An 11,891-nucleotide genomic window follows, 5' to 3' on the forward strand; every position below is an offset into this window, starting at 1 on the left:
CGTAGTAGGCGAGGGTCATCAGCTGCTCCATCTCGGCGAGCATCGGCATCCGCGGGTTCGCGGGGGCGCACTGGTCGGCGTACGCGTTGAGCGCCTGCTGCGGCAGCGCCGCGAGGAACGCCGCCTCGTCGACGCCCGCCTCCCGGAACGACGCCGGGATGCCGCACCGGGCGCGCAGCTCCTCCACCGCGCGGGCGTAGGACTCCACGGCCTCCTCCGGGGTCGCCGCCGGGAGCCCGAGCATCCGCGCGATGTCCTGGAACCGCTCGGGCGCCCGGTACACCTCCGCCTTCGGCCACGGGGTGGCCTTGCCGGTGACCCGGCCGTTGTGCCGGATGACGTGCGGCAGCAGGATCGCGTTGGTGCGGCCGTGGGCGACGTGGAAGGTGTTGCCGAGGGTGTGTGCCATGGCGTGGACCAGGCCGAGGAAGGCGTTGGCGAACGCCATGCCGGCCACCGTCGACGCGTTGTGCATCCGTTCGCGCGCCTCCGGGTCCTCCGCCCCGAGGACGACGCACCGCTCCAGGTTGTCGAAGATCAGCTTGATGGCCTGGAGGCACAGCCCGTCGGTGTAGTCGTTGGCGTAGACGGAGACGTACGCCTCCGTGGCGTGCGTCAGCGCGTCGAAGCCGGAGTCCGCGGTGACCGTCGGCGGGAGGTGCAGGGGCAGCACGGGGTCGACGATGGCGACGTGCGGGGTGAGCGCGTAGTCCGCGAGCGGGTACTTCCGGGCGGCCTCGGGGTCGGAGATCACCGCGAACGGCGTGACCTCGCTGCCCGTGCCCGAGGTCGTCGGCACGGCCACCAGCTTCGCCTTCTCCCCCAGCCCCGGGAAGGTGTAGGCCCGCTTGCGGATGTCGAAGAACTTCTCCTTCGTGTCCGCGAACTCCACCTCGGGGTGCTCGTACATCAGCCACATGATCTTCGCGGCGTCCATCGGGGAGCCGCCGCCGAGGGCGATGATCGTGTCCGGCCGGAACTCCCGCATCAGCGCCGCCCCGGCCCGTACGGTCGCGAGCTCCGGGTTGGGCTCGACGTTGTCGATGATCTGCACGACCACGGGTTCGGGCCGGGCGTGCAGGATGTCGGTCACCCGCCGCACGAAGCCGAGTTCGCCCATCGTCCGGTCGGTGACGACGGTGACCCGCTCCAGCCCCGGCATGGTGCCCAGGTACTGGAGGGCGTTGCGCTCGAAGTAGATCTTCGGCGGGACCTTGAACCACTGCATGTTGGTGTTGCGCCGCCCGATCCGCTTGATGTTGAGCAGGTTCACCGCGGTGACGTTGTCCGACACGGAGTTGTGCCCGTACGAGCCGCAGCCCAGCGTCAGCGACGGCAGGAACGCGTTGTAGACGTCGCCGATGCCGCCGAAGGTGGAGGGCGCGTTCACGATGATCCGCACCGCCTTGACGCGCCGGCCGAACTCCTCGGCGAGCCCGTCGTCCTCGGTGTGCACGGCGGCGCTGTGACCGAGGCCGTCGAACTCGACCATCTGCTCGGCCAGCCGCAGCCCGTGCGCGGTCGAGTCGGCCCGGAGCGCGGCCAGCACCGGGGACAGCTTCTCCGCGGTGAGCGGCTCGCGCGGTCCGACCTCCGCGCACTCCGCGAGCAGCAGGGCGGTGCCCTCGGGGACGGAGAAGCCCGCCTGCTCGGCGATCCAGCGCGCGGACCGCCCGACGACGTCCGGGTTCAGCCTGCCCTCGGCGCAGTTCGCGCCCTGGGCGGTGACCCCGAAGACGTACTCCTCCAGCTTGGCCTTCTCGGCGGCGCTGACGACGTACGCGCCGAGCCGCTCGAACTCCGCGATGCCCTGGTCGTACACCTCGGTGTCCAGGATGACGGCCTGTTCGGAGGCGCAGATCATGCCGTTGTCGAAGGTCTTGGACAGGACGATGTCGTGCACCGCCCGCCGGAGCTTCGCACTGCGCGTCACGTACGCCGGGACGTTGCCCGCGCCTACGCCGAGCGCCGGCTTGCCGCACGAGTAGGCGGCGCGGACCATCGCGTTGCCGCCGGTGGCGAGGATCGTGGAGACGCCCTCGTGGCGCATCAGCAGCCCGGTGGCCTCCATGGACGGCTCCTCGATCCACTGCACGCAGTCCTCCGGAGCGCCCGCCGCGACGGCGGCGTCCCGGACCGTGCGGGCCGCCTCGGCGGAGCAGCGCTGCGCGGACGGGTGGAAGGCGAAGACGACCGGGTTGCGGGTCTTCAGGGCGATCAGGGCCTTGAAGACGGTGGTGGACGTGGGGTTGGTCACCGGGGTCATGGCGCAGACCACGCCGACCGGTTCGGCGATCTCCGTGATGCCGGACAACTCGTCGCGGGAGACCACGCCCGCGGTCTTCCAGCCGGCCATCGAGTGGGTGACGTGCTCGCAGGCGAAGAGGTTCTTCACCGCCTTGTCCTCGTACAGGCCGCGGCCTGTCTCCTCGACGGCGAGGCCGGCGAGTTCGCCGTGCCGGGCGAGCGCCGCGAGCGAGGCCCTCCTGACGATGTGGTCGACCTGCTCCTGGTCGTACGACCCGAACCGGTCGAGCGCCGCGAGCGCCTTCCGGACGAGGCCGTCGACGTTCTCCGCGACCGTTTCCCGGGTCGTGTGCGGGACCGTTTCCTGGGCCTGCATGGGGCGCACTCCTTAGCTGCCGGCCGCCACCTCTTACGCCTCCATTCGACACCGGGACCGGGTCGGGCCCGGCGGGAGAAGGACCCCGCCACCGGGCCGAACGTCCCCACATGTGCGGGGCCCCCGGCCCGCCTGAGCGCGGGGCCGGGGGCCGGTGGCAGGGGGCGTCCTCGGGTCAGCCGATGGTCGCGCCGTACGCGGCGAGGGCCTCGGTGACGGGCTGGAAGAACGTCACGCCGCCGGAGGTGCAGTCGCCGCTGCCCCCGGAGGTGAGGCCGACCGCCTGGTCGCCGGAGAAGAGGGAGCCGCCGCTGTCGCCCGGCTCGGCGCACACGGTGGTCTGGATGAGCCCTTCCACGATCTGGCCGTTGCCGTAGTTGACGGTGGCGTCGAGGCCGGTGACGACGCCGTCGTGGACCTGGGTGGTGGAGCCGCTGCGCACCACCCGCATGCCCACGGCGGCCTCGGCGGCGCCGGTGATCCGCTGCCCGGTGCCGTTGTACAGGTTGACGGCGCTGGGGCGGGGGACGTCCCGGTCGTAGCGGACGAGGGCGAAGTCGTCGCCGGGGAACCGGGAGTCGACCATCGTGCCGACGGCCCCGCCGCCCCGGTTCTCGGACCACCGGCTGCCGGCGGCACCGCAGTGGCCGGCGGTGAGGAAGTGCGGCTGCCCGTTCCGGAGGACGTTGAAGCCCAGGGAGCAGCGGCTGCCGCCGGTGAGGATGGCGTCGCCGCCCGCACCGAACGGGGTGAACACGCCTTCGGCGCGCTTGACTTCGGCCTTGGAGCCGAGCCCTGCGACGACTCCGGTGAGCTTCTTCCACGCCGCGCCCTTGACGGTGCTGTCGGCGGTCACCACGACCTTGTTGGTGCGCGGGTCGACGGCCCACGAGGTGCCGGGCATGGTGGCCCGCTCCTTCAGGGTGCTGCGGGCGCCCTTCAGTTCGGCGAGGGAGTGCTCGACCATCCGGGCCTGGCCGCCGGCCCGGCGCACGGCCTGGGCGGCGTCCTCGTCGACGACGTTCACGACGAGGGTGCGGGACGCACTGTCGTACCAGGCGCCCGCGGTGTCCGCGTCACCGAGCCGCTCGCCGAGTGACGAGGCGAGCTTTCCGGCCGCGCCCGCGGTGAGGGTCCTCGCCTCGAACTGCGGCGCGTCCTCACTGGCGTTCGCAGTCTGGAACGTGATCGCCGCGCCCAGCAGAGCCACCACGGCTCCGCCCGCGGCGGCCGCACGGCGCGTGGATATGCGTCGGTGCTTCAACATCGACCTCCTGTGGGGGCCGTGCCCGGGCGCGTGGGGTGCCCTGGCACGGAGGATGGACCGCCCACTATTCCGAGGCCGGCGGGCCGCACACAAGGTCGACTTCAGGACGGACGGTCGAGGCGCATCGGGCACCTGTGACGGATGGGGCTACCCCTGGTCACCACTGGTCGGTTTCGATTGCGAACACTGGCTGCAACGGACGGGTGTGCGGCGCGTGAGGACTAGTCCTGTCTGGATACCGCCCCCTGGGGGACAGTCAGTAAATGACGGAGCGTCACCAGATGGCGGCCGGCGCGAGCTCCGACACCCCGGCCCCGCAAGGCTCCCCGCGCGGGCCCGGCGAGTGCGCGACGGGACGGCGTCGGGAGTCCGGCCCGGGAAGCGGGCTCGCGACGAGCAGGCGGGCGAAGCCCCCGGCCCCCGCCGGGCGCGGTCCGTCGGGGGCCGGAGCGGGGCCGCTCGGCTCCTCGCCCGGGCGGGCCCGGCCGCCCGCGGGGGTCGTGACATGGGAAGGGCTCCCTCGGTTCCTCGCGCGGGCGGGCACGCCGGGGCCGGGGCGGGCGCCCGTCAGCCCGCGAGCACCTGGCGCTCCCCCGCGGCGACGGCGACGGCGAGGGTGTTGCCGGGCGGCGGGAAGGGGCAGATGAAGTGGGCGGAGAAGGCGCACGGCGGCAGCAGCGCGCGGTTGAAGTCGACCGTCACGGAACCGTCGGAGGCGGGCGGCGCGGGCCGCAGGAAGCGGAAGCGGTAGCTGTCCTGGCCGCTGGTGGCGTCGGCGAAGACCGCCCACAGCGCGCCGTCGTCCTCCTCGACCACCTGGAGGGCGTGCCGGGCGCCGTCCAGGGTGAAGGCCAGTTCTCCGGACAGGTGCAGTCCGCGCTCCCGCCCGTCGGCGTTCTCCACGCGGACCGCCCGCACCTCCCCGTACGGCCGGTAGCGCCCCGGCACGACCCAGCGCGGGTCGTACGGGGTGGCTTCGATGCCGGTGAAGACGCGGCGCGCCGGTGCGCCCGGGTCGAAGTCGCGGACCGCCCGGTGCCCCTCACGGCTCATCACCACGAGCCGCCGGTCCCCGCAGGCGACCCGGGACCGGTCGACGGGCACGTGGTCGGCGGTGAGACGGACCTCGCCCGTGAACGGCGCCCCGTCGAGGGTCAGGCCGTCCTCGGGGGCGGCGCTCAGCAGCACCGCGTCGCCGTCGTCGCGCCACCTGCCGGGTACGGCGGGCAGGCGGCCGTCGGGGTGGTCGGCGAGCCAGTGGGTGCCAGTCAGGGAGAGCGGGCCGTGGGGCGCCGCGACCTGGGTGACGCGTTCCTCGTGCCAGTGCTCCCAGTCGCTCCGCGGGTCGCCGTCAGTGACTGAACTCCTCATGCCGGACACCGTACGGGGTCAGCATCCGTCGCACGGACAGCAACAGCAGTCACCGCAGCCGCAGCCTTCGCCACACCCATCGCACCCGCAGTCGCAGTCCCGGCAGCAGCCCTCCCGCTTCTTCCGGGACCAGGGCCCCTCGTACTCCTCGGCGCAGCACATTCGGCAGGTGCAGCACAGGAGGGCGAAGGCGGCGCAGCCCGCCAGGAGGCCGCGCGGCGGCCTGTGCGGGAAGGGATGCCGGTCGCCGCCGGACCCGGCCGTCGTGCCGGGCGCGGCGTGACCGCTCCGGTGGCCGCAGGCCGCCGTGCCGAAGGCGCGGTCCACGGAGCGGGGCAGTTCGTGGGCGAGCAGCCGGTGGGCGAGCCGGCCGTCGGCGAAGTCGACGTCCCGCAGGGCGAGGCGGATGCCGTGGACGGCGTCGTCGGCCAGCCGCCGGGCCTCGGTGAGCGGGGTCCCGGTGGCCGCCAGGGGGTTCCACACGCCCGCCGCCCGGTCGGCCTCCCGGTCCTCGACGGCGTCGAGCAGGCGGGCGAGGCGGCCGAAGAGGCGGCCGGCCTCGGCGAGCGGTGCCGCGTTGTGCGGCTTGCCGGCGAGCACGGCGGTGTGGGCGAAGGCGGCGGCGGTGGCCGTCTCGGTGGGCTCGGTGACGGCCGTCAGCGGGGTGCCGGGCCGCGCGAGCGCCTCGACGGCGGACTGCCTCCCCACCGCGTCCAGCAGGACCGCGGTGTCCAGGCCCAGTTCGCGGCCGGCGCGGACTCCGGCGCGGTCCCAGCGGCGGGCCACCCCGCGGGCCGCGGCGGCGAGGGGACGGCGGGCCAGCAGCCCGTCCCCGTCGGGCACGTGGTCGCGCACCTTCGCGGAGGCGAGGACCAGGGAGACCGCCGCGGCGAGCCGGGCGCCCTCGCCGTGCGCGACGGGGGCGGTGCGCATCGCCCGCAGCGGGCAGGGGCCCGCGGTGCGCCGGGCACCGGCGGTACTGGCCTGAGCCTCCGTCAGCACCGAGACCAGGAGCCCGTCGTAGTTGGTGGCGACCCGGGCGGACTGGCCGTGGTCGGCGCGCAGGGCCAGGCACAGACCGCACAGGTGCGCCGTCCACTCCGCCTTGAGCCCGCCCGTGAGCCGGTGCGTGCAGGGTCGGACGATGCCGAACATGGGCGTTCCCCCGTGTCTGTGCCGTGTTCGGAGGGGCATCGTAGTCGGGGGATCCGTTCACCCGTACGTCCGTACGCTCACCCGTACGGCCCGAATGTCATATTTGAGTGACAATCGGGGGCCTTCATGGCCCCTGTGCAGGAAGAACTCTGACGGACCGCCATACGCACTGCACCAGTCCCGTCACGAATCGCTCGCGCGGCGACTATCCACTTGGCGCGCAATCCGCATCATGGACGACCATAGAGGTAACGGGACCACGAGTGACCGTGTCGAAAGGAGGCGTCCATGGGATCGGTGCGCAGGGCGAGTGCATGGCTCGGACTCGTCGAGGACAACGACGAGCGCTACTACGACGACGAGTACGCCGAGGGTGCTGACAGCGGCGACGCCTGGGTGACCGACCCGCGGGTGCGGGTCGCCTCCGAGACCGCGCAGGAGGAGGGCCGCCGGATCGCCACGGTGTCCCCGGACGGGTTCCGCGACGCCCGGGCGATCGGCGAGCTGTTCCGCGACGGCGTCCCGGTCATCGTGAACCTGACCGCTATGGAGCCCGACGACGCCAAGCGGGTCGTCGACTTCGCCGCCGGGCTGACCTTCGGACTGCGCGGCTCGATCGAGCGGGTGGCCACCCGGGTCTTCCTGCTGACCCCCGCGGACACGCGGATCATCACGGGGGAGCCCCGGGGCCGCACCGACGACGGCTTCTTCAACCAGAGCTGAGGTCCCGCCAGCGCCGGGGCCGCCGTCCGACGGCCCGGCGGCCCGGCGGCGGCCCGCTCACCGGCGGCAGGCCCCGGCCCGGCTGCCGGAGCCAGGCGCGCGGCGCGGCCCCTGGCGGGGTCACCCCCGGAAGGCGTCCAGGCCGGTGAGCGCCTTGCCGAGCACCAGCTGGTGCATCTCGACGGTGCCCTCGTAGGTGAGCACCGATTCCAGGTTCGTGGCGTGCCGCATCACGGGGTACTCCAGCGAGATCCCGTTCGCGCCCAGGATCGTCCGCGCGGTACGGCAGATCTCGATCGCCTCCCGCACGTTGTTCAGCTTGCCGAAGCTGACCTGCTCGGGGCGCAGCCGCCCCGCGTCCATCCTGCGCCCCAGGTGGTGGGCGAGCAGGATGCCCTTGTGCAGCTCGACCGCCATGTCGGCGAGCTTGGCCTGGGTGAGCTGGAAGCCGCCGATGGGGCGGCCGAACTGCTCGCGGCTCCTGGCGTAGTCGACCGCGGCCTCGAAGGAGGCGCGGGCCGCGCCCATGGCGCCCCACACGATGCCGTACCGGGCGTGCGACAGGCAGCTCAGCGGGCCCTTCAGACCGGTCACGCCCGGCAGGACCGCGTCGGCGGGCAGCCGGACGTCGTCCATGACGAGCTCGCTGGTGACGCTGGCCCGCAGGGACCACTTGCCGGGTGATCTCCGGGGCGGAGAACCCGGGCGCGTCGGTCGGTACGGCGAAGCCGCGCAGGCCCTCGTCGGTCTGCGCCCAGACGACGGCGACCCCGGCCACGGAGCCGTTGGTGATCCACATCTTGCGGCCGTTGAGGACCCAGTCCGGGCCGTCCTTCTTCGCGTGGGTGCGCAGGGAGGCGGGGTCCGAGCCGTGGTCGGGCTCGGTGAGGCCGAAGCAGCCGATGGTCTCGCCCGCCGCCATCGACGGCAGCCAGCGCTGCTTCTGCTCCTCCGAGCCGTACTTCCAGATCGCGTACATGGCGAGCGAGCCCTGGACGGAGACCAGGGAGCGGATGCCGGAGTCCGCTGCCTCCAGCTCCAGGCAGGCGAGCCCGTACTGGACGGCGCTCGCGCCGGCGCAGCCGTAGCCCTGGAGGGACATGCCGAGCGCGCCGAGCGCGCCCAGCTCGCGGGCCAGCTCCCGGATGCCGGGCAGCTCCCCCTTCTCGTACCACTCCGCGATGTGCGGCAGGACCCGGTCCGCGGCCCAGGAGCGCACGGTGTCGCGGACGGCGAGCTCCTCGGGGTCGAGCAGGTCGTCGAGGCCCAGGGGGTCCCCGGGGTCGAACGGCGGGAGCTTCGCGGGCTGGGCGGATGCGGTCATGCGGACCTCCGGCGGCTGGCCAACCAGGACAACGGGCCGCTGAAACTATCGCCGATAGTCACGGCCGCGCGCTGACGTTACGGCTCAGTGTGCCGCGCGTCCAGATCCGGCCGCCTCGGCGGGGGCACGTCGTGCCGGGACGCGGCCCGTCTCGTGTGCCCGGCGGGGCTCGCACGACGCGTCCGTGCGACGGTCCCCGCCCGTGCCGGGCTTCCCGTGCCCGTCCGGAAGCGCCGCTCCGCCCTCGGGCGCCTCGGTGCCGGGGCCGTCGGCCGCCGGGGCGGCGTCCTCGGGCACGGCGTCCGTCACGTCCGCCTGCGCCTCCACGGCGCGGGGCAGCCGCAGCGCCATGAGGGCGCCCGCGAGCAGCAGCCCGGCGCTGACGACCAGGGTGACGTGCAGTCCGTGGACGAAGGCGTGGCGCGCGGCCGTCTGCAGGGCCTCGCCGGCCTCGCCGCCGAGCCGGGCGGCCACCTGGTACGCCTCGCCCAGTGAGTTGGCCGCGGCGGCGCCGGCCTCGGCGGGGACGCCGGGCACTCCGGTCAGCCCGGGGGCGTAGGCGGCGTTCATGACGCTGCCGAGCAGCGCGATGCCCATGCCCGCGCCGAGCTGGTAGGAGGTCTCGCCGATGGCGGCGGCGCCCCCCGCGCACTCCGCGGGTGCCTCGCTGAGCATCGACTCGTACGCGCCGAACAGGGTGGTCTGGAGGCCGAAACCGAGCAGGACGAAACCGGCGGTGAGCAGCAGCGGGCGGTCGTCGTGGTTCATGAGGACCAGCAGGAGCACGGCACCGGCGGTGAGGGTGAAGCCGCCACCGACCATCCGGCGGGGGCCCAGCCTGCTGAGGACGGCGGAGCCGGCGGCGCCCGCGGCCATCGCGGCGAAGGTCAGCGGCAGCAGTCTGAGCCCGGTCTCGACGGGGCTCAGGCCGAGGACCAGCTGGAGGTACTGGACGGCGATGAGCTCCAGGCCCACGAGGGCGAGCATCGCCAGCACGATGCAGCCCACGGAGGTCGTGAAGGCGGCGCGGGAGAACATCCGCATGTCGATGAGCGGGTGCTCGCGGCGCCGCTGCCGGCGGACGAAGAGCACCAGCAGGGCCGCGCCGAGCAGCAGCGGGGCGAGCGCGGCGGGACCGGGGAGGTCGCCCCCGACCCCGGCGCGCTTGACGCCGAGGACCACGCCGAGGACGCCCGCCGCGGCCATCAGGGCGCCGAGCACGTCCCAGGGGCCGTCGCCGCTGCCGCGCGACTCGGGCAGCAGCCAGCGCCCGACCGGCAGGATGACCGCCATCAGCGGGATGTTGATGAGGAAGACCGAGCCCCACCAGAAGTGCTCGACGAGGAAACCGCCGAGGACCGGCCCGGTGGCGGCACCCACCGCGGCCACGGCGGTCCAGATGCCGATGGCCGTGGCCCGCTCGCGCCGGTCGGGGAAGACCGCGCGGAGGAGGGACAGTGTGGCCGGCATGATCATCGCCCCGCCGACGCCGAGGAGGGCGCGCGCGGCGATCAGGACGGCGGGCGTGTCGGCCATCGCGGCCACCGCGGACGCCACGCCGAAGAGCGCGTAGCCGGCGAGGAGGACCCGGCGCCTGCCGATCCGGTCACCCAGCGTGCCGAACAGGATCAGCAGCGAGGCGCAGACCAAGGGGGTAGGCGTCGACGATCCACAGCAAACCGGTGGCGCTGGGGCGCAGGTCCTCGGTGACCGCGGGCACGGCCACGTGCAGGACGGTCGCGTCCAGCGCGACGAGCAGCAGGCTCACGCAGAGGACGACCAGGACGACCCAGCGGTTGACACCGCCACCGGCGACACGCGGACGCGCTCCGGCAGTGGTCGTTCCGGACATATACGTAACCTCCCGTGGAACCCTCGCGCTCGGCGGGCGCCCTTCCGGGAGGGGACGTTCCCGGGGCGGCCGGCATCGACGGCGAGCGAGACGTCAGCCTACGTGACGGCGGGCGGGTGGCGCGTGGCCCAGCTCTCACCGGTACGGGCCGGTGGGTGTGGCGTACGCCACGCCCAGGCGGTCCACGCGCCGGGCCCGCGGCGCGCCGCGACACGCGCGCCGGAGCGCCGGGCCGGACGGCGCGACACGCCGCCCGGCGGAGCCGGCCCGCAGGGCACACCGGCGCGAATTTCCCGGCGCACGCCTGCGTGCGCATTTTCCCGCGCCCCGGCCACCGCCTTACGGAAGGAGCCCTTGCGGTATTACCGGCGACCGCCGGGACGTTTTATGGAAGACATCCGATAAACAGGCGCCGAGACCCACTCCACATCACATCGTCATCACAAAGAGACCTGATCGACCGGGCCTGACACTCACTCCCTGTAACGTCGATTGGGTGCGTACCGACATCTTTGCCCGGCTCGACCGGGAGCCGGAACCGCCGAAGATTGAGATCCCGCGGATGAGCCGCACCCGTCTCGCCCTCTTCGGCGGGACGGCCGTGTTCTACGCGGCCATCGTCGTGGCCGTGCTGGCCTCGACGTGGCTGGTGCTCGTCGACTGGAAGGTCATGCTGTTCCGGCCGTACCAGCAGTGGCCGGCGCTGCACGCACCGCTGGACTACTTCGTGGTTCTGGGCCAGCGCGGTCCGACGTCGCTGATGGTGGCGGGTTGGCTCGGCTGGCGCTGCTGGCGCATGCACACGCTGCGCCCCCTGCTGGTGCTGGGCACGGCCCTGCTGCTGCTGAACGTGACGGTGGGCTCGGTCAAGCTCGGCCTGGGCCGGCTGGGCCCGCACTACGCGACGCAGATCGGCTCCGCCGAGATGTTCGCGGGCGGGGATATATTCCCTTCGGGTCACACCGCCAACGCCGTCGTGACCTGGGGAATCCTCGCCTATCTGGCCACGACGCCCTCGGCCCGCCGCTGGTTGTCGGCGCTGTCCGCCGTGGTGGCCCTCGGGGTCGGTCTCACCACGGTCTACCTCGGTACGCACTGGCTGAGCGACGTCCTGCTGGGCTGGGCCGCCGGCCTCCTGATCCTGCTCGGGCTGCCCTGGTGCGAGCCGCTGATCGCCCGTGCCGAGGTCCGCGTCCTGGCGGTCCGCGACCGGGTCCGCGAGCGCCTCGGGGCCCGTCGGCCCGCTGCCGCCCCGGTCCGGCCGGTGCTCGCCCCGGTGGCCGCTCCGGCCGCCGTGCGGCAGCCGGAGCCGCGTCCCGTGCCGGTCGCGGCGGTGCCCGAGCGGTCGCCGGGACCGGCCGCGCCCGCGGAGCCGGCGGCCGCACCGGTGGGGGCGGCGCCCGGCGGCGGACGCCCCGGAAGCATCCGCACGACGCTGTCGCAGCCGCGTGCCCACGCGGCGGTGCGCTCGGAGCGCACGCCGGTCACGCCCGGCGGGAGCCGCAGACCGCCCCGTTCCCGGCCCCTGACGAGCGGCTGACGAGCAGACCGCGCGACGGTGCGAAACGTGGCGGGG

General features: G+C 73.9%; 6 protein-coding genes and 2 pseudogenes. 2 read left to right on the forward strand and 6 right to left on the reverse strand.

Features of this window, described 5'->3' with window-relative positions; all coding sequences use genetic code 11:
• From adhE to BJP40_RS04665, 4 genes are all read right to left on the reverse strand, one after another.
• The coding region (adhE, locus tag BJP40_RS04650; RefSeq protein ID WP_071278802.1) for a bifunctional acetaldehyde-CoA/alcohol dehydrogenase at positions 1 to 2,623 on the reverse strand (2,623 nt) is incomplete at its 3' end.
• 175 nt (positions 2,624 to 2,798) lie between these two features.
• Complete coding sequence (locus BJP40_RS04655) at positions 2,799 to 3,887, reverse strand: S1 family peptidase (RefSeq protein WP_071278814.1); 1,089 nt, start codon at positions 3,885 to 3,887, stop codon at positions 2,799 to 2,801.
• Between the two features lie 570 nt (positions 3,888 to 4,457).
• Entirely contained in the window at positions 4,458 to 5,261 is an 804-nt protein-coding gene (locus BJP40_RS04660) for a DUF1684 domain-containing protein (protein ID WP_071278804.1), read from the reverse strand.
• An 18-nt stretch (positions 5,262 to 5,279) separates the two neighbouring features.
• The gene (locus BJP40_RS04665) at positions 5,280 to 6,416 is read right to left on the reverse strand and encodes a DUF5685 family protein (protein WP_071278806.1); all 1,137 of its coding nucleotides are present in this window, start codon (positions 6,414 to 6,416) and stop codon (positions 5,280 to 5,282) included.
• Between the two features lie 288 nt (positions 6,417 to 6,704).
• Between BJP40_RS04665 and BJP40_RS04670 the strand changes: the two genes are divergently transcribed.
• Positions 6,705 to 7,139 carry a cell division protein SepF gene (locus BJP40_RS04670; RefSeq protein ID WP_071273900.1) on the forward strand — a complete coding sequence of 145 codons (435 nt, stop codon included), beginning with the start codon at positions 6,705 to 6,707 and terminating at the stop codon, positions 7,137 to 7,139.
• A gap of 120 nt (positions 7,140 to 7,259) precedes the next feature.
• Here BJP40_RS04670 and BJP40_RS04675 read toward each other — a convergent pair.
• Both BJP40_RS04675 and BJP40_RS04680 read right to left on the reverse strand, forming a co-directional pair.
• Positions 7,260 to 8,463, reverse strand: a pseudogene (locus BJP40_RS04675) (acyl-CoA dehydrogenase family protein).
• A gap of 84 nt (positions 8,464 to 8,547) precedes the next feature.
• Positions 8,548 to 10,315, reverse strand: a pseudogene (locus tag BJP40_RS04680) (MFS transporter).
• A 496-nt stretch (positions 10,316 to 10,811) separates the two neighbouring features.
• On the opposite strand from BJP40_RS04680, the gene BJP40_RS04685 reads away from it, so the two are divergent.
• Entirely contained in the window at positions 10,812 to 11,855 is a 1,044-nt protein-coding gene (locus BJP40_RS04685; RefSeq protein WP_071273888.1) for a phosphatase PAP2 family protein, read from the forward strand.
• The last annotated feature ends 36 nt before the right edge of the window (positions 11,856 to 11,891 follow it).

It is taken from the genome of Streptomyces sp. CC53 (assembly GCF_001865245.1).
Taxonomy (GTDB): Bacteria; Actinomycetota; Actinomycetes; order Streptomycetales; family Streptomycetaceae; genus Streptomyces.